A 25,939-nucleotide genomic window follows, 5' to 3' on the forward strand; every position below is an offset into this window, starting at 1 on the left:
CTGGGCTTCCAGGCCAGCGAACTGGAGCGCATGACCCTGGGCGACCTGCTCTGGTGGCTCGCCGAGGGCGAGGAGTGAGCGACGGCGCCGTCCGCCAGGCGAGCGGCGCCCGCGCTACTTCAGTAGGTCCGCGGAGGCGGACATCGATAACAGACGAGACGAACCGTCATGAGTAAAGACATGGACCTGGTGGTCTCCATCGGCGGCATCGCCGACCCCTCCTTGGGCAAGGCATTCGAGACCGTCAAGGCACGGCTCGACAGTCTCCAGGAACGTTCCCGCCAGGCTTCCAGCCTGAGGGATGTGCTGGGAGACGCCATACGCCTGGAGCGAGAGCTCGCCGATATGCGCAAGGTCGGGGACCGCGGCGTTGCTGAGCATGCCCGGCAGCTTGGCGAACGCCAGGAGCAACTGAAGCGACTCGGCATCGAGGCCAGGGCCGCGGGCGATGCCTACGCTCGACTGGGCGAGATGCAGCGTGGCCTGGATATGCAGGTCCGCGGCCTGCAACGGCTGGAGCAGGCCAGCCAGGCAATGCCATTGGCTAGCGCATTTTCCGGACTGGTCGTGGAAGCCAGCAAGACGGCTGCCGGTTATCAAGCGCGGTTGCGCGACCTGGCGATCCGCAACGGCCTGGACGTCGGCCGGGAGCCAGCCTTGGCATCCCTGATCCAGGACAGCGCCAACCAGAGCGGCCTGGGACGCACGGCGACGCTGGACATGCTGGAGCACTTGAACGCCACCGGCATGGGGTTCGCCGCCGCGCAAATGAATATGGGACTGGCGGGCCGCTTCGGCTTTGGCCAAGGGATTGCTTCAGCCGAGGTTGCGGGGCTGGTTCGAGCGTTGCAACTGGCCCAGGGTTCGGACTCGCCAGAGCAATTGTCCGCCTCCCTCGACCGTCTGGTCGTCCTGGGTAAAGGCAGAGTCGGCAGTGAGGCCCTGGCGCGTCGCCTGCCTGCCTTGTTGTCAGCGCTGGGCAATGCGGGAGAGGCCACGGCCGGCGATGTCGGTGCACTGGGTGCCTTGCTGGAGATTCAGGCAAAGAACACCACGCCAGACAAAGCGGACGTGCGGATGAAGGCCTGGCTGGAGTTCGTCGGCAGCGGCAGCTTGAAACGCGCTTATGGCCAGGACTACGACCGGGACCTGGAAGCGCTGCGCAAGGACGGAGCGAGTCTGCTGGAGGCCAACCTGGAGCTGGCTGCGCGCTATCGGGATAAGGGCGGCAAGCTCAGCGCCGGCGTGGCGTCGCCGGCGCTTGAAGCCTATCGAGCGTCGCGCGGCGAGTTCCAGGGCTTGCTCGAATCCCAGCAGTCTTCCGTAGGCTCTTCGGAGCGCGATGCGCAGCGTCGCAAGGGGATGTCCCAGGAGCTGTGGAAGGCTTCCAGCGACAGTTGGGAGAGGGCGCAGACCGCTTTGGGCAGCGCCCTGAATCCATATCTGGACAACCTGGCCAAGGGGAGCGCGGTACTCGGCGAGTCGACTGCGGAGCTGCTCGAAGCCTATCCGCGGACGACGGCCGGTCTTACCGCCGCCGCAGGTGCGGTGTTATCCGGGTATCTCGCCTACAAGGGAGGGCGCGGCGCTATCGACGTGCTGCGTGGCGGTCGGCTCGGTCGGCGAGGGAGCGCTGCCGTCGGCGACCTGATCGAACGGGGTGCAGGCCGGGTATCGGGTGGTAGCGAAATACAGCGCGTGTTCGTTACCAACTGGCCGGTGCCGGGAGGCGACTCTACGCTGGAGTCCGCGAGGAGGCCGGCACAACGAAAGCGCGGTCAAACACCACGCAGGAAGAGAGGCAAGGGCGGTGGGCTGAAGGCCCGCTCCCTTCCATCCCTTGGCTTCTCGGCTGGAGGAGGCTTGGGGGCGATGGCAGGAAAGCTGCCGCGCCTGTCGCGTTTGCCCATACGCAACGCGCCGCTGCAAGTGGCCTCGTCGTTGATCGATGTTGCTGAGGTCTACTCCAGCGACCTGTCGGAGAGCGAAAAGACCATCGCCTATGGCGAGGCCGGTGGCTCCCTGGCTGGTTCCCTGGCTGGCGCCGCTCTGGGAGCGAGCATCGGCTCGGTGGTGCCGGTGGTCGGTACGCTGATCGGTGGATTGGTTGGCGGCGCTATCGGCGCCTGGGGCGGTAGCGAACTGGGGGGGCGTCTGGGACGCAGTCTGGCTGGCGATCCGCCGGCGGCCTCGGACAACAAGCCGGCGGTGCCCGTACCACAGGCCGAACCCGTCGCGGCTGTGCCCAACTGGACCTTCGCGCCGCAGATCAACCTGACGGTGCAAGGCAACGTACACGAGCCGCAGCGCCTGGCCGACGAGTTGCTGCCCTACCTGCAACGCATGCTTGTCGACTTCGCCGACGAGCGGCAGCGGCGCAGCCTCTACGACCCGGCGATGGTCTAAGGAGTCCCCATGGCATATCTGGAACAATTGCAGGCCGGCCTGAGGTACCTGGGTCGCGCCGGCGAGTCCGGACGCAAGAGTCTGGACAAGGTGGTCGCTCCGGTGAACGGTGCGATCAGCGAGATCCGCGGCGCAGCCGCGGAGCTGGAGAACCTGCCCGGCGTATCGCCGGAAATGGCTGCCCGGCTGCAGCGTGCCATGCGCGGCATCGGCCAGGCGCAGGGCAAGGTGAACCGCGTGGTCTCCACCTATGACCGGGCGAGCCGGGCGTTGCTTGGTATCGACGAACGCGTGGATGCGCTGAAGGTGCAGGTAAACAGTGCCGCGCAGGCGGTCGGCAAGGTCGCTGGCGACATCAGTCCGACGCTGGCGGGGGTGCTGCCGTCGTGGCTGCTGGCACCCTCGGCGACGCCCTCGAGCGAGGCCGTAGCGCCCTTGCCGCACCTGCTGGTACTGCAGCCGCTGACCGCCAATGCCCAACCGTTCTACTTCAACCTGAATACTGCCGCCTTCGACGCCCTGCAGCGCAACAGTGCCTACAACTGGAGCGGGCAGATGCGCCTGGGCCGGCGGCCGGCGCTGCAGAGCGTCGGCATGGGCGAGGAGAGCATCCTGCTCAAGGGTGCGGTATTCCCGCTGCGTCGACAGGTAGGCAACCAAGAAAAGGTCGTCGGTCTGGAGCAGCTCGAAGCGCTGCGCCGGTTGGCGGAGCGGCGTGAGCCGCTGATCCTGAGCAGCGGCTACGGCGAGGTGCAGATGGGCCTCTGGTGTCTGGTGCGGATCAGCGAGAACCAGAGCGCCCTGCTGGGCAACGGCGCTCCCCGCAAACAAACCTTCGACCTGGAGTTCAAGCGCTATGGCGACGACCTGCCGAACCGCTGACGGCGACATGCTGGACAGCCTCTGCTACCACGTCTATGGCCATCTGTTGGGCTGCGTCGAGGCGACCCTCGACGCCAATCCCGGGCTGGCCGATGAGCAGCAGCCATTCCGTGCCGGCTTGCTGATCAGTTTCCCTGACATGCCGGTGGTCAATGTCGAACAGGTGCGCCTGTGGGATTGATCGACCGCTCACCCGCAACCCCGCCTTGGCGGGGTTTTTCTTTTCTGGAGAGATCAGGTGCAACCGAGTTTCCGTATCGTTGCCGACGGCACCGACGTCACCCAGCGGCTGAATGACCGCCTGCTCAAGCTGACCTTGCTGGACAAGCCGGGCATGGAGTCCGACAGCCTGACCTTGAGGCTCGACGATCGCGATGGACAGGTGGCCTTACCCAGGCGCGGTGCGGTGCTGGAGGTTCATCTCGGCTATGCCGGCGAGCCACTGATGCGCATGGGACGCTTTACCGTGGACACCTTGCAGTGGGCTGGTCCGCCGGACTGCCTGACCGTCACTGCCAAGGCCGGCGACATGCGCGGCAGTGGCAAGACGATACGCAGCGGCGGTTGGGAGGGCACTACCCTGGCTCAGGTCTGCCGCGATGTTGGCGCACGCAACGGCTGGCGCGTGGAGTGTCCGTTGCAGGTGGCGATCGCCCGGGTCGACCAGGTCAATGAGTCCGACTACCACTTCGTCACCCGTCTGGCGCGCCAGTACGACTGCACCGCCAAGCTGGCCGAGGGCATGCTCATGGTGCTGCCGCGACAGAGCGGGCAGAGCGCCACGGGGCGTCGGATCGAACCTTTGGTGTTGGGACGTGCTGACGTCGGTAGCTTCGACGTTACCTTCGACGACCGCAGCCTGATGAGAACGGTGAAGACCCGCTACCAATTGCCCGGCAGCGGCGAGGTCAAGAGCGTCGAGTTGAAGAACCCGAAGGCACCGGCTACGGCTATGGGCGAGCATGTCGACCGGCACCTCTATACCAGCCGTGGAGAGGCCGAGCAGGCGGCGAAGGCTCGCCTGGCGAGCTTCAGCCGCTCCAGCGCCAGTGTGCGCCTGGAACTGCCAGGGCGTGGCGACCTGTTCGCCGAGCGCAGCCTGCTGCTCCAAGGCTTCAAGGCGGGAATCGACGGCGAGTTCCTGATCGACTCGGTGGAGCACACCTACAGCTCCAGCGGATGGACCACTGTCGTGCAATGCAACGGCGGCCGAGGCGGCAAGGGGTGACGCCTGAAACCCATCGGAGTGCAGGAGGATCGATGAAACTGACCGAGCAGCAATTGCTGCGCATTTTTCCCAACGCCCGCCTCGTCGCGGGCGTTTTCGTTGTGGCGTTGCAACGGGCCATGGACGAGAGGGAGATCGACACACCGGCGCGGCGTGCCGCGTTTCTCGCCCAGGTCGGCCACGAAAGCAGCCAGTTGACCCGCCTGGTGGAGAACCTCAATTACAGCGCCCAAGGCTTGGCGGCGACCTGGCCGGGTCGCTATCTCGGCCCCGACGGGCAGCCCAACGCGTTGGCCTTGCGGCTGGCGCGCAATCCGCAGGCGATTGCCGACAACACCTACGCCACGCGCAACGGCAATGGCGACGAAGCGTCCGGCGATGGCTGGCGCTTCCGCGGGCGTGGCTTGCTACAAATCACCGGGCGTGCCAACTACCGGTTGGTCGGCGAGGCCCTCGGCGAGCCGCTGGAAGCCGAGCCCTGGCGCCTGGAGCAGCCCGTGCCGGCGGCTCGCAGCGCCGCCTGGTGGTGGGCCGGTCACGGGCTCAACGAGCTGGCCGACCGCGGCGAGTTCGCTGCCATCACCCGCCGCATCAACGGCGGCCTGAATGGCCAGGCGGAGCGCCTGGCGTTGTGGCAGCGGGCCAGGGCGGTGCTGTCATGAGCCGGCTTGCTCTGCTTCTGCCGGCCGTGTTGCTGGTCCTGCTGGCCGGCGCCTTGCTCGGCGGCGGCCTGGTTGCCCGCCACTATCGTCCGCAACTGGAGGAGGCCCTGGGCCAACTCACTGCCAGCCGCGTCGCCAGCGGCCAGCTCGAGGCTTTGCTCGATGAGCAGCAGCGAGCGCTGGCGGCGGTGCGGGCGAGCGCCGAGAGGCGCGCGAAGGACGCCGAGCAGGCACTCGGCGAGGCCAGGGCGCAGGCCGCGGAGCAGTACGCCGCGGCCGTGCGTCTGCTCCAGGAACCCGACATTGGCGTGGACTGCCAGGCGGCAGGTGCGGCGATCGACCGGGAGCTGGGACTATGACTCGTCTCCTGCTGGGGCTTTGTCTGCTTTTCGCGGGCTGCGCAGCCTCGCCGACGACACCTCGCCCCGTGCGCGTCGAGGTTCCCCTCGCAGTGCCCTGCCGTGTACCTGACGTGCGCCCGCCGAGCTGGGCCGGCGCCACGCTGAAGGCCGGCGATTCGCTGCAGGCCAAGGTTCGCGCATTGCTCGCCGAGCGCCGCCAGCGGCAGGGCTACGAACTCGAATTGCAGGCGGCATTGCGTGCCTGCCGCTAAACCTTTCGGCCGATCCTCTCGGATCGGCCTTCCTTCCGACATCCCGCTGTTGCACCCATCCTCCCCACTGGGCTATGTTCCCCAACATGGCTCCGTGAGACCGCTATCGTGATCCACCTCAGCAGCATCATCACCTCCCTCATCAAGGCATTCGCCCGTTGGCGCTGGCGCGCCTGACTTCTTTTTCGCCGGCCTGGCCGGTCACGTCTCCCTGCGTCCCCCGTTTTCCACAGGCATAATGCCGACGTTCCACTCTCCCTTCCTCCGCGAGCGCGCCGGGAAACGGGTGTGGCGAAAGCCGGGTGATGCGATTCGCATAAGAATGAAATCAAGAGGTTACAGCCAGCATGCTGCTGATGATCGATAACTACGACTCCTTCACCTACAACCTGGTGCAGTACTTCGGCGAACTCAAGGCCGAGGTCAAGGTGGTGCGCAACGACGAACTGAGCGTGGAACAGATCGAGGCCCTGGCGCCCGAGCGCATCGTCCTTTCCCCCGGTCCCTGCACCCCCAACGAGGCCGGCGTCTCGCTGGCCGTGATCGAGCGCTTCGCCGGCAAGCTGCCATTGCTCGGTGTCTGCCTTGGCCACCAGAGCATCGGCCAGGCCTTCGGCGGCGAAGTAGTGCGGGCGCGGCAGGTGATGCACGGCAAGACCAGCCCGATCCACCACAAGGACCTCGGCGTGTTCGCCGGCCTGGCCAATCCCCTGACGGTGACGCGCTACCACTCGCTGGTGGTGCAGCGAGAGAGCCTGCCGGAGTGCCTGGAGATCACCGCCTGGACCCAACATGCCGACGGATCGCTCGACGAGATCATGGGCGTACGCCACAAGACCCTGAATGTCGAGGGCGTGCAGTTCCATCCCGAGTCCATCCTCACCGAGCAGGGCCACGAGCTGTTGGCCAACTTCCTCCGCCAGCAGGGCGGCGTGCGTGGGGAGGGCAACTGAGATGGATATCAAGGGAGCCCTCAATCGCATCGTCAACCAGCTCGACCTGACCACCGAGGAAATGCAGGCGGTCATGCGCCAGATCATGACCGGGCAGTGCACCGATGCGCAGATCGGCGCCTTCCTGATGGGCATGCGGATGAAGAGCGAAACCATCGACGAGATCGTCGGCGCGGTGGCGGTGATGCGCGAACTGGCCGACGGCGTGCAGTTGCCTACGCTGAAGCATGTGGTCGACGTGGTCGGCACCGGCGGCGATGGCGCGAACATCTTCAACGTGTCCTCGGCGGCGTCCTTCGTGGTCGCCGCCGCTGGCGGCAAGGTCGCCAAACACGGTAACCGCGCGGTCTCCGGCAAGAGCGGCAGCGCCGACTTGCTGGAAGCCGCCGGCATCTACCTGGAGCTGACCTCCGAACAGGTGGCGCGTTGCATCGACACCGTCGGCGTCGGGTTCATGTTCGCCCAGGTCCACCACAAGGCGATGAAGTACGCCGCCGGTCCGCGCCGCGAGCTGGGCTTGCGGACTCTGTTCAACATGCTTGGCCCACTGACCAACCCGGCGGGAGTCAGGCACCAGGTGGTCGGGGTGTTCACTCAGGAACTGTGCAAGCCGCTGGCTGAAGTGCTCAAGCGTCTCGGCAGCGAGCATGTGCTGGTGGTGCATTCGCGCGACGGGCTGGACGAGTTCAGTCTGGCCGCGGCGACCCACATTGCCGAGTTGAAGGACGGCGAGGTACGCGAGTACGAAGTGCGTCCCGAGGACTTCGGGATCAAGAGCCAGACCCTGATGGGGCTGGAGGTCGACAGTCCGCAGGCCTCGCTGGAACTGATCCGCGACGCTTTGGGGCGGCGCAAGACCGAGGCTGGGCAGAAGGCCGCCGAGCTGATAGTGATGAATGCCGGCCCGGCACTGTACGCTGCCGATCTGGCGACCAGCCTGCACGAGGGCATTCAACTGGCCCACGATGCCCTGCACACCGGGCTGGCACGGGAGAAGATGGACGAACTGGTGGCCTTCACCGCCGTTTACAGAGAGGAGAACGCACAGTGAGTGTGCCGACGGTTCTGCAGAAGATCCTCGCCCGCAAGGCCGAGGAGGTCGCCGAGCGCCGTGCGCGCGTCAACCTGACCGAGGTCGAGCGGCTGGCGCGTAGCGCCGATGCGCCGCGCGGCTTCGCCAATGCCCTGCTGGAGCGGGCCAAGCGCAAGGAGCCGGCAGTGATCGCCGAGATCAAGAAGGCATCGCCGAGCAAGGGCGTGCTGCGCGAACACTTCGTCCCGGCGGAGATCGCCCGCAGCTACGAGGCGGGTGGCGCGGCGTGCCTGTCGGTGCTCACCGACGTGGACTTCTTCCAGGGCGCCGATGCCTATCTGAAGGAAGCGCGGGCCGCCTGTGCGCTGCCGGTGATCCGCAAGGACTTCATGATCGATCCGTACCAGATCGTCGAGGCGCGGGCGATCGGTGCCGACTGCATCCTGCTGATCGTCTCGGCGCTGGACGACGTGCTGATGGCCGAACTGGCGGCGACTGCCAAGTCGGTCGGTCTCGACGTACTGGTCGAAGTGCATGACGGCACCGAGCTGGAACGTGCGCTGAAGACCCTGGACACGCCGTTGGTGGGCATCAACAACCGCAACCTGCACACCTTCGAGGTGAGCCTGGAAACCACCCTCGACCTGTTGCCGGAAATTCCCCGCGACCGCCTGGTGGTCACCGAGAGCGGTATTCTCAACCGGGCCGACGTGGAGCTGATGGAAGTCAGCGAGGTCTACGCCTTCCTGGTTGGCGAGGCGTTCATGCGGGCCGACGATCCTGGCCTGGAGTTGAAGCGCCTGTTCTTCCAGGAGCGTGGCGGCGTGGTGCTGGGCGCCGATCCTGACTGATCCGCGCTGTCGAATCCCATGAAAAAGGCCGGTTGCGACCGGCCTTTTTCATGGGTGCTGTTCAGCGGGTGCCGAAGACCACCATGGTCTTTCCTTTCACATGCACCAGGCCCTGCTCCTCCAGGCTCTTCAGCACGCGTCCGACCATTTCCCGCGAGCAGCCGACGATCCGGCCGATCTCCTGGCGGGTGATCTTGATCTGCATGCCGTCCGGGTGGGTCATGGCGTCCGGTTGCTGGCACAGGTCCAGCAAGGTGCGGGCGACGCGTCCGGTGACGTCGAGGAAGGCCAGGTCGCCCACCTTGCGGGTGGTCTTGCGCAGGCGGTCGGCCATCTGGCTGCCGAGGGTGTAGAGGATCTCCGAGTCCTGCTGCGACAGTTCGCGGAACTTCGCATAGCTGATCTCGGCGACTTCGCATTCCACCTTGGCGCGAACCCAGGCGCTGCGTTCCTGTTCGCTGCCTTCCTTTTCGAACAATCCCAGCTCGCCGAAGAAATCACCGCTGTTGAGGTAGCCGATGATCATTTCGCGGCCGTCGTCGTCCTCGATGAGGATGGTGACCGAACCCTTGATGATGAAGAACAGCGTTTCGCAGCGATCGCCGGCATAGATGATGGTGCTCTTTGCGGTGTAGCGGCGGCGGTGACAGTGTGCGAGCAGCTTGTCTAGGTGTTTGAGTTTGGGTGTGTGGGTAATAGCTACCATGCCCGAGTCCCGAAAGAATAAAGAATATGCCTGACGTACAAGGCGATGTTTTTTTGAGTTCTTATGGAGAGACCTGCCAGGGCCCGGGAGCTCAGCGGAGAGCTCCCCCCAACCGGGCAGATCAGGAAGTGTGCCAGTAAACCGCGTCCAGCTTAACAGACGGGCCATGAAGGTCGATGTGATTTTGCGACGCAGCTATCAGGACTGTGATCCCGTACTGTCCTTGGGCCCTGTGCTAAGCTGGCGCCCTTTGCCGGCGGGAGTCTGAACGATGAAAGCGCGTATCCAGTGGGCGGGCGAGGCGATGTTCCTCGGCGAGTCCGGTAGCGGCCACGTGGTGGTCATGGACGGTCCGCCGGACCATGGCGGACGCAACCTCGGGGTGCGCCCTATGGAGATGGTCCTGATCGGCCTCGGCGGCTGCACCAACTTCGATGTGGTCAGCATCCTGAAGAAGGCGCGCCAGCCGGTGGAGAGCTGCGAAGCCTTCCTCGAGGCCGAAAGGGCCGACGAGGAGCCCAAGGTGTTCACGAAGATCCACGTGCACTTCGTGGTCAAGGGCCGCGGTCTCAAGGAGGCCCAGGTCAAGCGCGCGGTGGAGCTGTCGGCGGAGAAATACTGCTCGGCGTCGATCATGCTCGGTCGCGGCGGGGTGGAGATCACCCACGACTACGAGATCGTCGAACTCGGCTGAGACGACATCCGGTCATCATAAAAGGGGCGCAAACTCTGGCGGAGGCTTGATTGGCTCTGCATAATGCGCCCCTTTTTTCGTGCCGCGCGATTCCGTCGGGCGGCCGTTCAGTTCGGAAGATTCTTCCGCTCTGATAGACGTTTCCCGAGCCATCCCGGTCGGGTGACCAATGGCGCCAGCCGGCGCCCGTGCAACTCAACAAACCACAATCGCCATCGCGAAGAGGTGTTAACCGTCCTACGCAGGTGCGTCGTTCGCATCTGACGGGCATGCCCCAACCCTGCGGCAGAGCCGCAAGCAACCGAGAGAGTTCCCCACGGTGAAAAGCAAACTCAAGCTCCACGGGTTCAACAACCTGACGAAGACCTTGAGCTTCAACATCTACGACATCTGCTACGCCGAGACGCCCGAAGACCTCCAGGCCTACGTGCAGTACATCGACGAAGAGTATGACGCGGAGCGTCTGACGCAGATTCTTACCGATGTTGTCGACATCATCGGCGCCAATATCCTGAACATCGCGCGTCAGGACTACGACCCCCAGGGCGCCAGCGTGACCATCCTGATCTCCGAGCAGCCGGTCACTCCGACCGACAGCCAGATCGAAGAGTCCCCGGGCCCGCTGCCGGACACCATCCTGGCGCACCTGGACAAGAGCCACATCACCGTGCATACCTACCCGGAAATCCATCCGGTGGACGGCATCGCGACCTTCCGCGTGGACATCGATGTGTCCACCTGCGGAGTGATCTCCCCGCTGAAGGCCCTGAACTACCTGATCCACCAGTTCGACTCGGACATCGTCACGGTCGACTATCGGGTCCGCGGCTTCACCCGCGACATCGAGGGGCGCAAGCATTTCATCGACCACGAGATCAACTCGATCCAGAACTATCTCTCCGACGACACGCGCGAGGCCTACCAGATGACCGACGTGAACGTGTACCAGGAGAACCTGTTCCACACCAAGATGCTGCTCAAGGACTTCGAACTGGAGAACTACCTGTTCGGCGACGCTACCCGGACGCTCTCGACGGAGCAGCGCGAGCAGGTCACGGAACGGCTCAAGCACGAAATGCTGGAGATCTTCTACGCGCGCAACATGCCGCGCTGATCGCACACGAGAAAGAAAAAGCCCGCTTCGAGCGGGCTTTTTCATGCGTGCGATTCAGATGCGGTAGGTGCTCTTGGTCATCACCTTCGCCAGCAGGCTCATGCCCAGCTTCACCGGTGCCGGGAAGCGCAGGCCGCCGGCGGCCAGGGCGTTGCTCGAATGCTGTTCCTCGTCGATACGCATCTGCTCGAGGATGGCACGGGATTTCCGATCCTCCTGGGGAATCTGCGCCAGGTGTTCGTCCAGATGCTTGCACACCTGGTCTTCGGTGGCGGCGACGAAGCCCAGGCTGACCCGGTCGCTGACCAGCCCGGCGGCGGCACCGACGCCGAAGGACAGGCCGTAGAAGATCGGATTGAGGACGCTGGGACGGCTGCCCAACTGGCGGATGCGTTGCTCGCACCAGGCCAGGTGGTCGATCTCCTCCTCGGCGGCTTCCTCCATCGCCTCGCGGACCTCGGGCAGCTTGGCGGTCAGCGACTGGCCCTGGTACAGCGCCTGGGCGCAGACCTCGCCGGTGTGGTTGATGCGCATCAGGCCGGCGATATGGCGGGTGTCTTCCTCGCTCAGTTCGCCATCGGGTTCCACGATGGCCGGCGACGGTCGCGCCGGCTGGCCGCTGAACGGCAGCAGGGTGCGCAGGGCGGAGTCGGCCTGCAGCAGGAAACGGTCGATGGGCGAATAGTGGCGGTCGGCGGACATGGCGCACCTCCGGAAACGAAAGATCGCACCAGTTTACCGGAAGTGCGCTGATAGCAGGATGTTGCGGACGGGCTGCGATGTCGCAGCGCCAGCAGGGATTCAACCCGGCGGCCAGTGCATCTGGCGTTGACCCAGCACGTGCATGTGGATGTGGTGCACGGTCTGCCCGCCAAGGTCGTTGCAGTTCATCACCACACGGAAGCCTTCCTCGCAGCCCTGCTCCCGGGCCAGGCGCTGGGCGGTGAAGAGGATATGGCCTGCCAGCGGCCGGTCGGCCTCGGTCAGGTGCTCGAGGGTGGGAATGTGCCTTTTCGGGATGACCAGGAAGTGCACCGGCGCCTGCGGGCCGATATCGTGAAACGCGACAACTTCCTCGTCTTCGTAGAACTTGCGCGCGGGAACTTCCCCCGCCACGATCTTGCAGAACAGACAGTCCATGGGCGATTCCTCCGGCCTCGGGTGCTTTCCCGAGTGTAGCGGTGCCCGTCGCGACCGCCCAAGCGTGAAGGAGCCGCAGTGAAGAACGACATACACGACCTCGGCCTGGTCCTGGATTCCCGGGTCAAGCTGATCCTGATCGAGTCCTGGGACGAGCCGAAGGTGATGGAAACCCTCACCGGCCTGGCGGTCAGGCGCGGCTTTGGCCTGTATGCCTGGTCGGTGACCGAGGGCGTGCAGCGCCTGGGCTTCGGCGGCGAGCCGCTGGGCAGGGAGGAGAGCCGCGACCCGGTCGCGGCGTTGCGTTTGATCAAGCACGATCAGCAGGCGAATCTCTACGTGCTCTGCGACCTGCATCCTTTCCTTGGCGACAGCCCGACCCTGGTGCGCCTGCTCAAGGAAATCGCCATGGCCGAAGGCAATCATCGACCGACCGTGGTGCTGGTGTCCCATGCGCTGAAGCTGCCGGCCGAGGTGCAGCGCTTCGCCGCGCGGTTCTCGCTGTCCCTGCCCAGCGAGGACGAACTGCTCGGCATCGTCCGCGAGGAAGCGACGCGCTGGAGCGAGCGCAACCGTGGTGCCCGCGTGCGCACCGACAACCGGACCCTGCAGCAGGTGGTGAAGAACCTGCGCGGGCTCAGCCATGCCGAGGCGCGACTGCTGGCGCGCAACGTGATCTGCAACGATGGGGCGATCACCCAGGAGGACCTGCCCGAGCTGAACCGCACCAAGTTCCAGCTACTCGACCTGGAGGGCGTGCTGAGCTTCGAGTACGACACCGCGCGCTTCGCCGAGGTCGGCGGGCTTGCCGCGCTCAAGCGCTGGCTCGGCGAGCGTCAGTCGGCGTTCCTCGCCGGCACGCCTGGCGACCAGCCGAAGGGCATGATGCTGGTCGGCGTACAGGGCGCCGGCAAGAGCCTGGCGGCCAAGGCGGTGGCCGGCCTCTGGGGCTTGCCGTTGCTGCGTCTGGATTTCGCCTGTCTCTACAACAAGTACTTCGGCGAAACCGAGCGCAACCTGCGCGAGGCGCTGCGCCTGGCCGAACAGATGGCGCCCTGCGTGCTGTGGATGGATGAAGTGGAGAAGGGCATTTCTGGTGGCGACCAGGACAACGGCGTCAGTCAGCGCGTGCTGGGTACCCTGCTGACCTGGATGGCCGAGCGCGAGGCGCCGGTCTTCATGGTCGCCACCGCGAACGCTATCGACCGCCTGCCGCCCGAACTGATCCGCAAGGGACGCTTCGACGAATTGTTCTTCGTCGACCTGCCGACGCCGGAGGTTCGCGCCGAGATCTTCCGCATCCACCTGCAACGCCGCGAGCTGGAGCCGGCACAGTTCGACCTCCATCTGCTGGCGGCTGCCAGCGAGGGTTTCAGCGGGGCGGAGATCGAGCAGGCGGTGGTGGCGGCACTGTACGCCGGGCAGGCGCGACAGCAGGCGGTGGATCAGGATCTGTTGCTCAGGGAACTGGCGCGAACCTCGCCGCTGTCGGTGCTGATGGCGGAAAAGCTCGCCGCGCTGCGGACCTGGGCCAAGGGGCGGGCGGTGCCGGCAGATTGAGCCGACGGCTAACCTCGTTGCCCTGCGAGGAGAGGCCGGTCAACCCCGTGGGGCGGAGGGTACCGCCGAGGCGTTGATCCGCGCGGCGAGTCGGCGCACCAGCCAGCGTGGCGCCAGGCGTGGGCTCAGCGCCAGCAGGCGATTGCGCCAACCGGGGACGATCAGGGCGCGGTTCTTGTCCAGCCCGCGCAGGGCCAGCAGCGCGACTTCCTCCGGGGTCATCATCAGCTTGCTCCGGTCGAGCCTGCCGAGCCGCATCCCGGCTTCCCGGAAGAATGCCGTGCGGGTTGGCCCAGGGCACAGCACCGAGACCTTGACGCCGCGCTCTTTCAGTTCTTCCCGCAAGCCTTCCGAGAAGTGCAGGACGTAGGCCTTGCTGGCGTAGTAGTTGCTCATCCAGGCGCCGGGCTGGAAGGCGGCCACCGAGGCGATATTGAGTATCTGGCCACCGCCCTGTGCCACCATGCGGGCGCCGAGGGAGTGGCAAAGGCGGGCCAGGGCCAGGATGTTGAGTTCGATCAGTTCCTGTTCCCGCGCCCATTCCTGGTCGATGAAGGGGCCGGAGGTACCGATCCCGGCATTGTTAACCAGCAGGTCGATCTGTCGTTCGCCCTGTTCCAGTTCGTGCAACAACCCTGACAGTTGCAGCGGCTCGGAAAGATCGCAGGTGCGGAACAGCACTTCCACGCCGAAACGCTGCGCCAGCTCATAGGCGATGCTCTCCAGCGCGTCGCGCTGGCGCGCCACCAGGATCAGGGCGCGACCGCGCCGGGCCAGGGCTTCGGCTAGGGCCAGGCCGATACCGCTGGAAGCGCCGGTGATCAGGGCATAACGGGGCATTCGAGACTTCTCCGAAACGGACGGGGAATTGGACCCCGCCCGTCGCGAGGGGTTGCGTGGCTACTGTTGGTCGTCGTCTTCCATGGCCTCTGCCGCCGTCGTGGCGGCTTCATCGGCTTCGGCCGCCGCTGCGGCGGCCTGCTCGTCGGTGGTGTACGGGTCGGCTGGAGCGCTGGCGCCGCCGTCATAGTTCGCTCGCTCCAGGTAACCCTGGTAGGACGGCAGGGCGATGGCGGCGATGATACCGACTATCGGCAGCAGGATGATCAGACTGGCCAGGACTTTCACCCCGGTGCTGTTCGCCGGCGGCGGCGGACCGTAGCGGTTGGCGCCGGTGCTGCCGGGCAGGACCAGCATCAGGATGCCGAACACGCTGCCGACGAAGGGGACGAAGTTGAGCAGCCAGAGCCAGCCCGACCAGCCGAGGTCATGCAGGCGCTGCACGCCGATCATCACGGCGATGACGATGAAGGCGATCGAGGCCAGGGCGGTGACGGCCACGCCGACGGTTTCGCCGAGCAGGAAGCCCAGGCCCATGATGACCAGGAAGCACAGCGTCATCGCCATCGACCAGCCGAGATAGCGCAGGCGTCCGATCCGGCCGTTGGTGGTGAACACGTTCAGCTCGCCGAACTCGGGGAGGGCGTCGCCGACCTGGGCGCTGGGTGGTGTGTAGGGAGACGCGCCCGCAGCCGCGGTGGCCGCAGGCGCGGCGTTTTCGCCGAGCTGCGCCTGGCGTGCCAGGTACTTCTCGATGATGACGCCGCAGGCCGAACATTCCGCTCCGCTGGGCTGTTCATGGCCGCATTTCGGGCAGGTCATGGGAGGCAGGTCTTGCGCCGGGGTTTCCTCCGCGACCTGGGGGTTGTGATCGGGCGTTTCCACCAGGCTCAGGCTGGCCGCCAGGTCGACTTCCTTGTAGGCATTGGCGCCGGCCTGGCGCAAGGCGGTCAGGTAACGCTCCGCCTCGGCCTCTGGAAGTTCGCGTTTCAGCACCACCGGGCGACCGCCGAAGAGGGCGTCGATCTTGCCCGGTTCGCTCTTGAACAGGCGGGCGAGATTGTCCTTCACGGTTTCGAGCGATGCGTCGGGCATCAGCTCGCCGGAGAAGACGATCTTGAAGCGTTGGTCGGTCATGCAGGCATCCTTGTCAGCTGGGGTGAGAGAAATGCAGCCGACAGCCTAATCGGCGGCCTTGGCGCCCACAAGCGCGAGATGAGAACTCCCGCACAAGCCGGGGCGCCGTGACCCGGCGGTTTCAGCGCGGCCAGCGGTTGGCCAGGCGATCCATGTTCCGCAGGGCGGCGCGATATTCCCGGTCGAGGCGGGCGACCAACTCGTCGACGCCGGGCAAGTCGTCTATGTTGCCCGCGCCCTGGCCGGCGGACCACACGGTCTTCCAGGCCTTGGCCTCGTCGTTCACCGGCTTGAGTTTCTCGCCGTAGTTCATGTCTGCCTTGTCGGTCAGGCGCTTCAGATCGTAGCCGGCGGCCTCCAGGCTTTGCCGCATGAAGCTGGCCGGTACGCCGGACACCGCCGGGGTGTGCACGATGTCGGCGGCGCGTGCCTCCAGGATCATCTGCTTGTAGGCGTCGGAGGCATTGCTCTCGCGGGTGGCGATGAAGCGAGTGCCGAGATAGGCCAGGTCGGCGCCGAGCATCTGTGCGGCGAGAATCTCGTGGCCGTGGTTGATGCAGCCGGCCAACAGCAGGGTCTTGTCGAAGAACTGGCGGATTTCCGCGACCAGCGCGAAAGGGCTCCAGGTCCCGGCGTGCCCGCCCGCGCCGGCCGCCACCGCGATCAGGCCGTCGACCCCGGCCTCGGCGGCTTTTTCGGCGTGGCGGCGGGTGGTGACGTCGTGGAACACCAGGCCGCCGTAGCTATGCACAGCGTCTACCACTTCGCGCACTGCGCCGAGGCTGGTGATGACGATCGGTACGCGGTGCTCGACGCAGATCCGCAGGTCGGCCTGCAACCGCGGATTGGTGTTGTGGACGATCAGGTTCACCGCATAGGGCGCGGGATTGTCCAGCGCCTGCAGGCCGGCCCCGATTTCCTCCAGCCATCCCTCGAAGCCGCTGCTCTCGCGCTGGTTGAGCGCCGGGAAGCTGCCGACGATGCCGCTGCGGCAGCAGGCCAGCACCAACTGCGGGTTGGATACCAGGAACATCGGCGCGGCCACCATCGGCAGTCGCAGGCGTTGGTCGAGCAGGGCGGGCAAGGACATGGACAGGACTCCTGGGTCAGAAAGGTTTGAGCACCACCAGTAGGACGATCAGCAGCAGGAACAGTACAGGCACTTCGTTGAACCAGCGGTAGAACACATGGCTGCGCCCCGGCTCGCCGCGGGCGAAGCGCTTGAGCATGGCGCCGCAGGCGTGGTGGTAGCCGATCAGCAGGACCACCAGGGTCAGCTTGGCGTGCAGCCAGCCTTGGCTCAGCCAGCCGGGGGTGAGATAGAGCATCCAGAGGCCAAGGACCAGGGTGGCGAGCATCGAGGGCATCATGATCCCTCGGTAGAGCTTGCGCTCCATGACGCAGAAGCGTTCCCGGCTGGTCTGGTCCTCGCTCATGGCGTGGTAGACGAACAGGCGCGGCAGGTAGAACAGGCCGGCGAACCAGCAGACCACGGCGATGATATGGAAGGCTTTGAGCCACAGGTACATCAGGACATCCTCTTGATCACGGTGCCCCGATAGTAGAGGGATGGCTGGAACGCGTCACCCTGGCGGCTTGCCGCTGTCTGATTTGCCGGCAGATATGGCCGCATAACAGGTAGGAACATTCGGATAGGGCCTCGCAGCAATTTCTGCCCGACGACCCCGGGGGCTAGACTGCCGACCGAAGGGCCGAACCGGTCGCAAAGCCGGACGCCCAGCGCTGTTCATGCCGGCGCTCGGCTCTTATCATTGGCCTCTTTTGGCTAGCTTGCCTCAGCGCGCGGAGTGATGGACAGATGATCAAGGTCGGCATCGTTGGCGGTACGGGTTATACGGGCGTGGAACTGCTGCGCCTGCTGGCGCAGCATCCGCAGGCCCGGGTGGAAGTGATCACTTCGCGTTCCGAGGCGGGGGTAAAGGTCGCCGACATGTACCCGAACCTGCGAGGTCATTATGACGACCTGCAGTTCAGCGTGCCGGACGCGCAGCGCCTCGGCGCCTGCGACGTGGTGTTCTTCGCCACGCCGCACGGCGTGGCGCACGCGCTGGCTGGCGAACTGCTGGACGCGGGGACCCGGGTCATCGATCTGTCCGCTGACTTCCGCCTGGCGGACGCCGAGGAGTGGGCGCGCTGGTACGGCCAGCCGCATGGCGCTCCGGCGCTGCTCGACGAGGCTGTCTACGGCCTGCCGGAAGTGAACCGCGAGAAGATCCGCCAGGCCCGCCTGATCGCCGTGCCGGGTTGCTACCCGACCGCGACCCAGCTGGGCCTGATCCCGCTGCTGGAGGCCGGCCTGGCCGACGCCTCGCGGCTGATCGCCGATTGCAAGTCCGGGGTCAGCGGCGCCGGTCGGGGTGCCAAGGTTGGCTCGCTGTTCTGCGAGGCGGGCGAAAGCATGATGGCCTACGCGGTCAAGGGGCATCGGCATCTTCCGGAAATCAGCCAGGGCCTGCGTCGGGCCTCCGGCGGCGACGTCGGGCTGACGTTCGTACCGCACCTGACGCCAATGATCCGCGGTATCCATGCAACCCTCTATGCCCATGTCGCGGATCGCTCGGTCGACCTCCAGGCGCTGTTCGAGAAGCGCTACGCCGACGAACCCTTCGTCGACGTGATGCCGGCCGGCAGCCATCCGGAGACCCGTAGCGTGCGTGGCGCCAATGTCTGCCGAATCGCCGTGCATCGCCCCCAGGGCGGCGACCTGGTGGTGGTGCTGTCGGTGATCGACAACCTGGTCAAGGGCGCCTCGGGCCAGGCGCTCCAGAACATGAACATCCTGTTCGGGCTGGACGAGCGCCTGGGCCTCTCGCATGCGGCCCTGCTCCCCTGATGTCCGGCTGGGAACTCCAGTTCCGTGATCCACGGCGGGCCTGGCTGGTCCGCCTCGGGGTGGGTGCGCTGCTGCTGGCGGTTCCGCTGGCGTTTCTCGGCGGTCGCTGGTCGACCGGGGCGGACGCCGCTCGCAGCGAGGCCGATGCGCAACGCCAGGAAACCCTGATCGGCGAGCAGAAGGCCGAGCTGGAGCGCCTGCGTACCGAAATCGAGGTGTTGCGCAGCGGAGAACGTCTCAGCCAGCAGGCCACCGAACAGAGCCGGCAGACCATCAAGCTGCTTGAGGACCAGGTGTTCAAGCAGCAACAGGACATCGCGTTCTACAAGGGGGTCGTCGCGCCGGCCAGCAAGGCGGATGCGCTGGAAATCCGTGCCTTTGAGGTGCAGGGCACGGACGACCCGCAGCGCTTCCGCTATAAGGTGATGCTCAGCCGCCTGGGCAGGGACGACCGCAAGCTGGATGGGCGGCTGAAAGTCCGCATCAGCGGCAAGCTGGCGCGCAAGGACGCTACCTACGACCTCGAACAGCTCTCGCCGGAACTGGGCAAGACAGGGCTGTCGATTTCCCTCCGGCATTTCCAGTCGATTCCAGAAGGGGGGCGTTTCGCCGAGCTGGAGCTGCCGAAGAACTTCATCCCGAAGCTGATCGACGTACGTGCGGAGCTGAATGGCCAGTCCAAACCGCTACAGCGCCGTTTCGATTGGCCGAAGCAGTGAGTGAGCATTATGTGGAGCAAGAACAAAGGCCGGGCCGACGTCCAGCGTTTCACCGGGCAGACCAGCCTGATCGCCAGCGGCGCCGAACTGGTCGGTGACATGAACCTCAAGGGCGCGGTGCAGATCGACGGCACCGTCCGCGGAGCGTTGCAGGCGCACGAAGGGCTGGTGCGGGTCAGCGCCGGCGGTCGTGTCGACGGCGAAATCCGGGCCCCCCATGTGATCATCGACGGTCAGGTGGATGGCGACATCCATGCCATCGAACGCCTGGAGCTGGGGGCCCAGGCCCGGGTGAAGGGCAATCTTCACTATGGGCTGATCGAAACCGCCATGGGGGCCCAGATCGAGGGCCGCCTGTGCCCGATGACCGAGGCCAGTCCGCGCCCGCTGGAACTGCCTGCCAGCGTGGAAACTGTGGATTAGTTGACCATTTTTCTGGGACAAGAGGATAATGGGCGTAATGTTGTAACGCACGGCCTCAAGCCGGGAGATTCGGAAACATGAGCATCGAGACCTTCACCCCTACGCCCCTGCTCTTTACCCCAGGCGCAGCCAACAAGGTGAAGACGTTGATTGACGAAGAGGGCAATCCTCGCCTGAAACTGCGTGTATTCGTCACCGGCGGCGGTTGCTCGGGCTTCCAGTATGGCTTCACCTTCGACGAAGATATCGCCGATGACGATACCGTGATCGAGCGCGATGGCGTGGGCCTGGTGGTGGACCCGATGAGCTTCCAGTACCTGGCGGGCTCGGAAGTCGACTACCAGGAAGGCCTGGAAGGTTCGAGGTTCGTCATCAAGAACCCGAACGCCGCCACGACTTGCGGTTGCGGACAGTCGTTCTCGATCTGACGTCGATGGGGCCGCTACGAAAACGCCGCGCTTATATGCGCGGCGTTTTCGTTTCAGGCGGGATACAGCGCGCCCAGAGTCCTGGGACCGAGCGCACCGGTCACATCAGGGCAGTTGCCGGGCAGGCGCTCGAGAAACCGATGGGCTAGCCAGGCGAATGCCATGCCCTCCATCCAGGCAGGGGGAATGCCGTATTCGTCGGTACTGGCGACCCGAGCTTCGGGCATCAGCAGGGCCAGGCGCTTCATCAGCGCCGTATTGAAGGCGCCGCCGCCGCATACCAGCACCTCTTTGCAGTCCGGCTGGGCGTCCAGCAGCGATTCGCTGATGCTGCGCGCGCTCAGTTCCAGCAGGGTTGCCTGGATATCCGCTGCCGGCAAGGCAGGGTGACGAGCCAGGTGCTCCTGCAGCCAGGACAGGTTGAAGCGCTCGCGCCCGGTGCTCTTGGGGCCACGCGCGGCGAAGAACTCATCCGCCAGCAGGCTTGCCAGCAGTGCGTGGTTCATCTGGCCGCTGGCGGCCCACGCACCGTCCCGGTCGAAATGTTCGCCGCGTTGGTGATGAATCCAGGCGTCCATCAGCACGTTGCCCGGGCCGCAGTCGAAGCCGCGTACCGGCTTTCCGGGGCTGAGCAGCGAAACGTTGCTGAAGCCACCGATGTTCAGGACCGCCCTGGAGGCGTCATCATCGCCAAACAGCGCCTGATGGAAGGCCGGTACCAGCGGGGCGCCCTGGCCGCCGGCTGCGACGTCGCGGCGGCGGAAGTCGGCGACGACATCGATGCCGGTCAGCTCCGCCAGCAGGGCGGGGTTGCCGATCTGCACCGTGAAGTGGCGAGCGGGTTCATGCCGGATGGTTTGACCGTGACTGCCGATGGCACGGACTTCGTCGGGGCTCATCTGCTGCTGGAGCAGCAGTTCGCGCACGCCCTGTGCTGCAAGGGCGACCCAGCGTTGCTCGACTTCGGCGGCGCGGGCGATTTCATCGGGACCGGGGACGCACAGGGCGAGGATGTCTTCGCGCAGCCCGGCCGGCATGGGTAGGTAATGGGAAGCGAGCAAGGTGGTGCGATCACCTTGCTCGATCAGGACGATGTCCATGCCGTCCAGGCTGGTTCCGGACATCAACCCCAGGTAGCGCGGCACGATCAGCGCTGCTTGTTCAGGGCCAGGAGGGTTTTCTTCTCCTGATCCATGCGCGCGATCATCGGCTGGGTCTGCGCCATGAAGCGCTTGCGATCTGCGCCACCGAGCGGGTCCGCCATGGGCAGCTTGGCACTCAGCGGATCGACGTGACGGCCATTGATCTGGAATTCGTAGTGCAGGTGTGGGCCGGTGGCCAGGCCCGTCATGCCCACGTAACCGATGATCTGGCCCTGCTTCACGCTGGTACCGGCGCGGATACCCTTGGCGAAGCGGCTCATGTGTCCGTAGATGGTCCGATAGCGCTGGCCGTGCTGGATCACCACGGCGTTGCCGTAGCCCCCCTTGCGTCCGGCTTCGAGGATCTTGCCGTCTCCGGTGGCCTTGATCGGTGTGCCGATGGGGGCAGCGTAGTCGACGCCCTTGTGCGCGCGGATCTTGTTCAGGATCGGGTGGCGGCGGCCCAGGGAGAAGCGCGAGCTGATGCGGGCGAAATCCACCGGCGTACGGATGAATGCCTTGCGCATGCTGGAGCCGTCGGCGCGGTAGTAGCTGGTATTGCCCTGCTTGTTGGTATAGCGCACGGCGGTGTAGGTCTTGCCGCGGTTGACGAAGCGGGCGGCGAGGATATTGCCGGTCGCCACTTGCTTGCCGTTGACCTTGTGTTGTTCGTAGATCACGTCGAACTCGTCGCCTTCTCGCAGATCGAGGGCGAAGTCGATGTCGTAGCCGAAGATGTTCGACAGCGACGTGACCAGGTTATAGGGCAGGCCGGCGTTACGACCGGCAACGAACAGCGAGCTGGTGATGCGGCCATGGGCATAGGCGGTATGCAGGTCGATCTGGGCTTTCTCGCGTTTGAAGGAGTAGCCCTTGTCGGTCTTGTCCAGGCCGATGGTCTCGAGTTCGCTCTGCTTGACTCGCAGCGCCTGCAGCTCTCCTTTGGGGTCGAGCTTGAGCTTGACCTCCTGGCCGACCTTCAGATGAGTGAAGCGCTTGGCATCCTTGCTGCTGGTCAGCATGTCGTGCATGGCCGAGGTGGAAAGGCCTGCCTTGGTGAATACGGTCGACAGCGTATCGCCACTGGCGACGGTGATGGTCTTCCACTCGGGATCGACGGGCTTGGTATCGGCATCGGCTACAGATGCGCCCGGCTTGTCCGAGTCTTGCTCGGCGGTGTTGTCGTCGGAGGCGCCTTCTACCTGAGCGAAAGGCGTGCCTTCGTCGCTGGAATTGGTGACCGATTGCGGCAGGAGGTCGTCTTTCTCCTGAAGGAGGCGATCGGTGTTGCTTTCAAGCTCCAGATTGAGCGTGGTCCTCTTGGCCTCGACTTCGCTCGAGGGGAACACCAGTAGTGCCAAACTGAGGAGCGCTGCAACACCGCTGGCGGCCAACAAGTGGCTTTTCGGGTAATACGGCGGCGCTTTCTGATCGGATTGCGTCATGGCGTGATTGGTGTTTTTGGATTGTGAATAAATAACTGCCTAAAATATAACCAAAATCTCCTTGAATCAAGCCAAAAGTCGCGTCTGGCCTGGCTCCGTCCCCCTGACGGTCGGCAAAATTTGTTGGGTATCCGGAATTTCTGGTTGATAAAATGCCAAAGATGTAAAGAAGAAAATCTTTCTCAGCGGATTATCTGATTGATCCTCTTCAGCCTACTCTACTGCCAATTTTCTGTTTCCACCTTCGCCTGAGTCTTCATAGCGATGCTGACTAGGGAGGACAGCGAGAGCTGGGCAAGCGTCAAAGCGGTTCTGGTTCATGCGCAATCCGGACACCTGCACAACATTCCTCTTGTAAGAAACCGATCAAATTCTCTAGGTGCCCATACTCGGATATACAGACAATCGTGCGGCTATGTTTCTCCTGCCGGATCAGCCCTACCTTGGCCATGCGCGCAAGGTGATGTGATAGCGTCGAAGCAGGAATACCCAGCCCCTTCTGGATATCTCCGACCGAAGCCCCATCATGGCCAGCTTTGACCAGAAAGCGGAACACGGACAGTCGGTGACTATTCCCTAGCTCAGCTAAGCTGGCTGCAACCTTTTCGTGATCCATAGCACGCCCCAATAATTCGATGTTTCTAGAATTATAGTTGACAGGTCGGATAAACGCAAGTAGGCTGCGTACATCATTTCGACAATACTAGAAATATAGGAGTAATATTGAATGTCATCTCAACTCCAAGACGCTCTAGGCATGTTCGCCTTTCTCGCTATCGAGCTATCGGTTTTATTCATTGGCATTAGCTTGCTGGTCGGAGTTCTTCAACGTCACATCCCACCATCCAAGGTGGAAGCGTTACTGACTTCCAGTGGGAAGCGAGGCTATTTTCTTGCTGCTGGTTTAGGAGCTATAACGCCCTTCTGTAGTTGCTCGACTATCCCCATGTTGAAAGGGTTGATTCGGGCACGGGCCGGTTTTGGGCCGATGATGGTGTTTCTTTTCTCATCTCCGTTGCTGAATCCTATCGTCGTCGGCCTGCTGGTTGCCACGTTTGGATGGACACTTACTGCTATCTATGTGCTCGCCGCTTTGGTGGTCGCGGTAGGTGCCGGATGGCTGCTTCACACGCTTGGCTTCGAGCGTTATGTGCGCCGGACGGCGACACAAGAGAGCAGTGGATGTAGTTCATCAGCAAGCCCGTGCAGTGCTACATCGACCGCATCGAGTTGCGGCACCAACAGCTGCGACACCACTCCGAAGACGGCTTCTTGCGGGGCTGATAGGAAGACAACAGTCTCTACGTCTAGCGAATGCTGTGACAGTCAACCCACTGTCACGGTTAAGAAAGAAGGGAAGTACAGTGGTGTGTGGCGGGAAGCTTGGTCGGACTTTATCGATGTGTTGCCTTACCTGCTCATCGGTATTGCGATTGGCAGCGTGATCTATGGTTTCATGCCCACTGACTTATTGGAGCAGTATGCAGGCCCAGATAATCCCTTTGCCATTCCAGTTGCCGCTGTCATCGGCGTGCCGTTGTATATTCGCGCTGAAGCCGTCATACCTCTGGCAGCGGCTCTGATGGCCAAAGGCGTGGGTGCCGGGACGGTGCTAGCGTTGATCATCGGCAGTGCCGGAGCCAGCCTGACTGAGCTCATTCTGTTGCGCTCTTTGTTCACGCTGAAGCTTTTAGCGGCGTTTTTAGCAGTCATTTTTGCTATGGCGATGATTGCCGGTTACGCCACCTACCTGTTTTTCTGATCAAGGCGGGAGATGATTAATTCGTTAAGCCTTCCTGGGTACCAGTTGGTGGATTCTGATGAGCAGAATGAAGACATACATTTTCGGCTTGAAGCACCTACACCAGTAGCCTGCGAGGGGTGCGGCGTGCAGGGTGAGTTCGTGCGGTTCGGCAAGCGTGACGTTCCCTATCGTGATCTGCCCATCCACGGCAAGCGGGTCACTCTCTGGGTGGTCCGCCGCCGATACACCTGCCGGGCCTGCAAGACAACATTCAGGCCCCAGCTACCGGAGATGGTGGACGGATTCCGTATGACACTGCGGCTGCATGAGTACGTGGAGAAGGAATCCTTCAACCACCCCTACACCTTTGTGGCGGCACAGACCGGCCTGGACGAGAAGACGGTGCGCGACATCTTCAACGCCCGCGCCGAGTTCCTGGGGCGCTGGCACCGCTTCGAGACGCCCCGCATCCTGGGCATTGACGAGCTATACCTGAACAAGCGCTACCGCTGCATTCTGACCAACATTGAGGAGCGAACCCTGCTCGACCTGCTGGCCACCCGCCGCCAGGACGTGGTGACCAACTACCTGATGAAGCTGAAAGACCGGCAGAAGGTCGAGATCGTCAGCATGGACATGTGGAACCCCTACCGGGCAGCGGTCAAGGCTGTGCTGCCCCAGGCCCGTATCGTGGTCGATAAGTTCCATGTGGTGCGCATGGCCAACGATGCCCTAGAGAGAGTGCGCAAGGGCCTCAGAAAGGAGCTGAAACCGTCCCAGAGCCGGACTCTCAAGGGAGACCGGAAAATCCTGCTGAAACGCGCTCACGAAGTCTCAGACCGGGAGCGCCTCATCATGGAGACCTGGACAGGCGCGTTCCCGCAACTGCTGGCCGCCTACGAGCACAAGGAGCGCTTCTACGGCATCTGGGACGCCACCACACGGCTCCAGGCAGAAGCCGCCCTGGACGAGTGGATAGCCACCATCCCGAAGGGCCAAAAGGAAGTCTGGAGCGATCTGGTCAGGGCAGTGGGAAACTGGCGCGAAGAGACCATGACCTACTTCGAGACGGACATGCCCGTCACCAACGCTTACACGGAGTCCATCAACCGACTGGCCAAGGACAAGAACCGTGAAGGGCGCGGTTACTCCTTCGAGGTGATGCGGGCACGAATGCTCTACACCACGAAGCACAAGAAGAAGGCACCGACTGCGAAGGTCTCTCCTTTCTACAAGAAAACCATCGGTTACGGACTGCCGGACTTCGCAGAGGAACTCAACTACGGAGTCGATCTATCAACCATCTGATAATGGTATCAGGTTGGTGGGGTAAAGGTGCCCCATCAACCATTAAATCCGTATACC

At 64.1% G+C, this 25,939-nt stretch carries 29 protein-coding genes; 19 read left to right on the forward strand and 10 right to left on the reverse strand.

Going from position 1 to position 25,939, the window contains the following annotated elements; translation table 11 throughout:
* Nucleotides 1-168 precede the first annotated feature (168 nt).
* The 10 genes from LE197_RS32255 (at nt 169) to trpC (ending at nt 8,628) form a co-directional block, all read left to right on the forward strand.
* Nucleotides 169-2,406, forward strand: coding sequence for a hypothetical protein (locus tag LE197_RS32255; protein ID WP_003142806.1), 2,238 nt, complete (start codon nt 169-171; stop codon nt 2,404-2,406).
* 9 nt (nt 2,407-2,415) lie between these two features.
* On the forward strand, nt 2,416-3,288 hold the full coding sequence (locus LE197_RS32260; protein WP_003142807.1) for a phage tail protein: 873 nt from the start codon (nt 2,416-2,418) through the stop codon (nt 3,286-3,288).
* Nucleotides 3,263-3,469: a tail protein X gene (locus tag LE197_RS32265; RefSeq protein WP_003101635.1), complete on the forward strand. Its 207-nt coding sequence runs from the start codon at nt 3,263-3,265 to the stop codon at nt 3,467-3,469. The genes LE197_RS32260 and LE197_RS32265 overlap by 26 nt, the downstream gene beginning before the upstream one ends.
* Nucleotides 3,470-3,526: 57 nt before the next feature.
* Nucleotides 3,527-4,516 carry a phage late control D family protein gene (locus LE197_RS32270; protein ID WP_003121851.1) on the forward strand — a complete coding sequence of 330 codons (990 nt, stop codon included), beginning with the start codon at nt 3,527-3,529 and terminating at the stop codon, nt 4,514-4,516.
* 32 nt (nt 4,517-4,548) lie between these two features.
* A complete protein-coding gene (locus LE197_RS32275; protein ID WP_003113192.1) occupies nt 4,549-5,178 on the forward strand; it encodes a glycoside hydrolase family 19 protein in 630 nt (209 codons plus the stop codon).
* Entirely contained in the window at nt 5,175-5,537 is a 363-nt protein-coding gene (locus tag LE197_RS32280; RefSeq protein WP_003142810.1) for a hypothetical protein, read from the forward strand. Before LE197_RS32275 ends, LE197_RS32280 begins: the two co-directional genes overlap by 4 nt.
* On the forward strand, nt 5,534-5,791 hold the full coding sequence (locus LE197_RS32285) for a hypothetical protein (protein ID WP_003118919.1): 258 nt from the start codon (nt 5,534-5,536) through the stop codon (nt 5,789-5,791). Before LE197_RS32280 ends, LE197_RS32285 begins: the two co-directional genes overlap by 4 nt.
* Before the next feature lie 347 nt (nt 5,792-6,138).
* Nucleotides 6,139-6,744: an aminodeoxychorismate/anthranilate synthase component II gene (locus LE197_RS32290; protein WP_023092374.1), complete on the forward strand. Its 606-nt coding sequence runs from the start codon at nt 6,139-6,141 to the stop codon at nt 6,742-6,744.
* A gap of 1 nt (nt 6,745) precedes the next feature.
* Nucleotides 6,746-7,795: an anthranilate phosphoribosyltransferase gene (gene trpD / locus LE197_RS32295; protein ID WP_003085203.1), complete on the forward strand. Its 1,050-nt coding sequence runs from the start codon at nt 6,746-6,748 to the stop codon at nt 7,793-7,795.
* A complete protein-coding gene (gene trpC, locus LE197_RS32300) occupies nt 7,792-8,628 on the forward strand; it encodes an indole-3-glycerol phosphate synthase TrpC (RefSeq protein WP_003142812.1) in 837 nt (278 codons plus the stop codon). The genes trpD and trpC overlap by 4 nt, the downstream gene beginning before the upstream one ends.
* A 61-nt stretch (nt 8,629-8,689) precedes the next feature.
* Here trpC and crp read toward each other — a convergent pair whose 3' ends face one another.
* Entirely contained in the window at nt 8,690-9,334 is a 645-nt protein-coding gene (gene crp / locus LE197_RS32305) for a cAMP-activated global transcriptional regulator CRP (RefSeq protein ID WP_003085214.1), read from the reverse strand.
* Nucleotides 9,335-9,605: 271 nt separating this feature from the next.
* Here crp and LE197_RS32310 point away from each other — a divergent pair, with 271 nt between their 5' ends.
* Both LE197_RS32310 and speD read left to right on the forward strand, forming a co-directional pair.
* Entirely contained in the window at nt 9,606-10,028 is a 423-nt protein-coding gene (locus tag LE197_RS32310) for an OsmC family protein (protein ID WP_003085219.1), read from the forward strand.
* Between the two features lie 319 nt (nt 10,029-10,347).
* Nucleotides 10,348-11,142 (forward strand): adenosylmethionine decarboxylase, encoded by a 795-nt coding sequence (gene speD / locus LE197_RS32315; RefSeq protein WP_003085223.1) that lies wholly within the window; start codon nt 10,348-10,350, stop codon nt 11,140-11,142.
* Nucleotides 11,143-11,196: 54 nt separating this feature from the next.
* Here the strand turns inward: speD and coq7 are convergent, their stop codons facing one another.
* Nucleotides 11,197-11,844, reverse strand: coding sequence for a 2-polyprenyl-3-methyl-6-methoxy-1,4-benzoquinone monooxygenase (gene coq7 / locus LE197_RS32320; RefSeq protein ID WP_003085224.1), 648 nt, complete (start codon nt 11,842-11,844; stop codon nt 11,197-11,199).
* 99 nt (nt 11,845-11,943) lie between these two features.
* Nucleotides 11,944-12,282, reverse strand: a complete 339-nt coding sequence (locus LE197_RS32325; protein ID WP_003085225.1) for a histidine triad nucleotide-binding protein — start codon at nt 12,280-12,282, stop codon at nt 11,944-11,946.
* Between the two features lie 78 nt (nt 12,283-12,360).
* On the opposite strand from LE197_RS32325, the gene LE197_RS32330 reads away from it, so the two are divergent.
* Nucleotides 12,361-13,842, forward strand: a complete 1,482-nt coding sequence (locus tag LE197_RS32330) for an AAA family ATPase (RefSeq protein ID WP_023089496.1) — start codon at nt 12,361-12,363, stop codon at nt 13,840-13,842.
* Between the two features lie 39 nt (nt 13,843-13,881).
* Here LE197_RS32330 and LE197_RS32335 read toward each other — a convergent pair whose 3' ends face one another.
* The 4 genes from LE197_RS32335 to hemJ all read right to left on the reverse strand — a co-directional run bounded on the left by LE197_RS32335 (nt 13,882) and on the right by hemJ (nt 17,348).
* The gene (locus tag LE197_RS32335) at nt 13,882-14,682 is read right to left on the reverse strand and encodes an SDR family NAD(P)-dependent oxidoreductase (protein WP_003142814.1); all 801 of its coding nucleotides are present in this window, start codon (nt 14,680-14,682) and stop codon (nt 13,882-13,884) included.
* 60 nt (nt 14,683-14,742) lie between these two features.
* Nucleotides 14,743-15,819: a DUF805 domain-containing protein gene (locus LE197_RS32340; protein ID WP_059317189.1), complete on the reverse strand. Its 1,077-nt coding sequence runs from the start codon at nt 15,817-15,819 to the stop codon at nt 14,743-14,745.
* Between the two features lie 121 nt (nt 15,820-15,940).
* Complete coding sequence (locus LE197_RS32345) at nt 15,941-16,909, reverse strand: NAD(P)H-dependent flavin oxidoreductase (protein ID WP_003117983.1); 969 nt, start codon at nt 16,907-16,909, stop codon at nt 15,941-15,943.
* Nucleotides 16,910-16,925: 16 nt separating this feature from the next.
* The gene (gene hemJ / locus LE197_RS32350; RefSeq protein ID WP_003085245.1) at nt 16,926-17,348 is read right to left on the reverse strand and encodes a protoporphyrinogen oxidase HemJ; all 423 of its coding nucleotides are present in this window, start codon (nt 17,346-17,348) and stop codon (nt 16,926-16,928) included.
* A 290-nt stretch (nt 17,349-17,638) separates the two neighbouring features.
* Here hemJ and argC point away from each other — a divergent pair, with 290 nt between their 5' ends.
* The 4 genes from argC (at nt 17,639) to erpA (ending at nt 20,243) form a co-directional block, all read left to right on the forward strand.
* Nucleotides 17,639-18,673, forward strand: coding sequence for an N-acetyl-gamma-glutamyl-phosphate reductase (gene argC / locus LE197_RS32355; RefSeq protein ID WP_003113169.1), 1,035 nt, complete (start codon nt 17,639-17,641; stop codon nt 18,671-18,673).
* The gene (locus LE197_RS32360; protein WP_003085249.1) at nt 18,673-19,392 is read left to right on the forward strand and encodes a DUF6776 family protein; all 720 of its coding nucleotides are present in this window, start codon (nt 18,673-18,675) and stop codon (nt 19,390-19,392) included. Before argC ends, LE197_RS32360 begins: the two co-directional genes overlap by 1 nt.
* Nucleotides 19,393-19,815 (forward strand): bactofilin family protein, encoded by a 423-nt coding sequence (locus LE197_RS32365; protein WP_003120826.1) that lies wholly within the window; start codon nt 19,393-19,395, stop codon nt 19,813-19,815. It abuts the gene before it with no gap.
* Nucleotides 19,816-19,892: 77 nt separating this feature from the next.
* Nucleotides 19,893-20,243 carry an iron-sulfur cluster insertion protein ErpA gene (gene erpA / locus LE197_RS32370; protein WP_003085254.1) on the forward strand — a complete coding sequence of 117 codons (351 nt, stop codon included), beginning with the start codon at nt 19,893-19,895 and terminating at the stop codon, nt 20,241-20,243.
* A 53-nt stretch (nt 20,244-20,296) separates the two neighbouring features.
* Here the strand turns inward: erpA and LE197_RS32375 are convergent, their stop codons facing one another.
* The 3 genes from LE197_RS32375 to LE197_RS32385 all read right to left on the reverse strand — a co-directional run bounded on the left by LE197_RS32375 (nt 20,297) and on the right by LE197_RS32385 (nt 23,446).
* Nucleotides 20,297-21,388 (reverse strand): anhydro-N-acetylmuramic acid kinase, encoded by a 1,092-nt coding sequence (locus LE197_RS32375; protein WP_004352281.1) that lies wholly within the window; start codon nt 21,386-21,388, stop codon nt 20,297-20,299.
* A 2-nt stretch (nt 21,389-21,390) separates the two neighbouring features.
* Nucleotides 21,391-22,830 carry a peptidoglycan DD-metalloendopeptidase family protein gene (locus LE197_RS32380; protein ID WP_003085274.1) on the reverse strand — a complete coding sequence of 480 codons (1,440 nt, stop codon included), beginning with the start codon at nt 22,828-22,830 and terminating at the stop codon, nt 21,391-21,393.
* A 301-nt stretch (nt 22,831-23,131) separates the two neighbouring features.
* The gene (locus LE197_RS32385; RefSeq protein ID WP_008294929.1) at nt 23,132-23,446 is read right to left on the reverse strand and encodes an ArsR/SmtB family transcription factor; all 315 of its coding nucleotides are present in this window, start codon (nt 23,444-23,446) and stop codon (nt 23,132-23,134) included.
* A 111-nt stretch (nt 23,447-23,557) separates the two neighbouring features.
* On the opposite strand from LE197_RS32385, the gene LE197_RS32390 reads away from it, so the two are divergent.
* The gene (locus tag LE197_RS32390) at nt 23,558-24,592 is read left to right on the forward strand and encodes a permease (protein WP_000098298.1); all 1,035 of its coding nucleotides are present in this window, start codon (nt 23,558-23,560) and stop codon (nt 24,590-24,592) included.
* A 12-nt stretch (nt 24,593-24,604) separates the two neighbouring features.
* Nucleotides 24,605-25,882: an ISL3 family transposase gene (locus LE197_RS32395; protein WP_000610830.1), complete on the forward strand. Its 1,278-nt coding sequence runs from the start codon at nt 24,605-24,607 to the stop codon at nt 25,880-25,882.
* Nucleotides 25,883-25,939 lie beyond the last annotated feature (57 nt).

This window comes from Pseudomonas sp. PS1(2021), assembly GCF_020405165.1.
Taxonomy (GTDB): Bacteria; Pseudomonadota; Gammaproteobacteria; order Pseudomonadales; family Pseudomonadaceae; genus Pseudomonas; species Pseudomonas aeruginosa.

Excerpts from the sequence above, each read along its gene's own strand:
- LE197_RS32380 (WP_003085274.1), bottom strand. The coding sequence starts at position 22,830 with ATGACGCAATCCGATCAGAAAGCGCCGCCGTATTACCCGAAAAGCCAC.
- LE197_RS32265 (WP_003101635.1), top strand. The coding sequence starts at position 3,263 with ATGGCGACGACCTGCCGAACCGCTGACGGCGACATGCTGGACAGCCTC.
- LE197_RS32255 (WP_003142806.1), top strand. The coding sequence starts at position 169 with ATGAGTAAAGACATGGACCTGGTGGTCTCCATCGGCGGCATCGCCGAC.
- LE197_RS32345 (WP_003117983.1), bottom strand. The coding sequence starts at position 16,909 with ATGTCCTTGCCCGCCCTGCTCGACCAACGCCTGCGACTGCCGATGGTG.
- LE197_RS32310 (WP_003085219.1), top strand. The coding sequence starts at position 9,606 with ATGAAAGCGCGTATCCAGTGGGCGGGCGAGGCGATGTTCCTCGGCGAG.
- LE197_RS32395 (WP_000610830.1), top strand. The coding sequence starts at position 24,605 with ATGATTAATTCGTTAAGCCTTCCTGGGTACCAGTTGGTGGATTCTGAT.
- LE197_RS32360 (WP_003085249.1), top strand. The coding sequence starts at position 18,673 with ATGTCCGGCTGGGAACTCCAGTTCCGTGATCCACGGCGGGCCTGGCTG.
- coq7 (WP_003085224.1), bottom strand. The coding sequence starts at position 11,844 with ATGTCCGCCGACCGCCACTATTCGCCCATCGACCGTTTCCTGCTGCAG.
- erpA (WP_003085254.1), top strand. The coding sequence starts at position 19,893 with ATGAGCATCGAGACCTTCACCCCTACGCCCCTGCTCTTTACCCCAGGC.
- LE197_RS32280 (WP_003142810.1), top strand. The coding sequence starts at position 5,175 with ATGAGCCGGCTTGCTCTGCTTCTGCCGGCCGTGTTGCTGGTCCTGCTG.
- LE197_RS32290 (WP_023092374.1), top strand. The coding sequence starts at position 6,139 with ATGCTGCTGATGATCGATAACTACGACTCCTTCACCTACAACCTGGTG.
- crp (WP_003085214.1), bottom strand. The coding sequence starts at position 9,334 with ATGGTAGCTATTACCCACACACCCAAACTCAAACACCTAGACAAGCTG.
- argC (WP_003113169.1), top strand. The coding sequence starts at position 17,639 with ATGATCAAGGTCGGCATCGTTGGCGGTACGGGTTATACGGGCGTGGAA.
- LE197_RS32335 (WP_003142814.1), bottom strand. The coding sequence starts at position 14,682 with ATGCCCCGTTATGCCCTGATCACCGGCGCTTCCAGCGGTATCGGCCTG.
- LE197_RS32275 (WP_003113192.1), top strand. The coding sequence starts at position 4,549 with ATGAAACTGACCGAGCAGCAATTGCTGCGCATTTTTCCCAACGCCCGC.
- LE197_RS32390 (WP_000098298.1), top strand. The coding sequence starts at position 23,558 with ATGTCATCTCAACTCCAAGACGCTCTAGGCATGTTCGCCTTTCTCGCT.
- trpD (WP_003085203.1), top strand. The coding sequence starts at position 6,746 with ATGGATATCAAGGGAGCCCTCAATCGCATCGTCAACCAGCTCGACCTG.
- hemJ (WP_003085245.1), bottom strand. The coding sequence starts at position 17,348 with ATGTACCTGTGGCTCAAAGCCTTCCATATCATCGCCGTGGTCTGCTGG.
- LE197_RS32325 (WP_003085225.1), bottom strand. The coding sequence starts at position 12,282 with ATGGACTGTCTGTTCTGCAAGATCGTGGCGGGGGAAGTTCCCGCGCGC.
- LE197_RS32285 (WP_003118919.1), top strand. The coding sequence starts at position 5,534 with ATGACTCGTCTCCTGCTGGGGCTTTGTCTGCTTTTCGCGGGCTGCGCA.
- LE197_RS32385 (WP_008294929.1), bottom strand. The coding sequence starts at position 23,446 with ATGGATCACGAAAAGGTTGCAGCCAGCTTAGCTGAGCTAGGGAATAGT.
- LE197_RS32340 (WP_059317189.1), bottom strand. The coding sequence starts at position 15,819 with ATGACCGACCAACGCTTCAAGATCGTCTTCTCCGGCGAGCTGATGCCC.
- LE197_RS32260 (WP_003142807.1), top strand. The coding sequence starts at position 2,416 with ATGGCATATCTGGAACAATTGCAGGCCGGCCTGAGGTACCTGGGTCGC.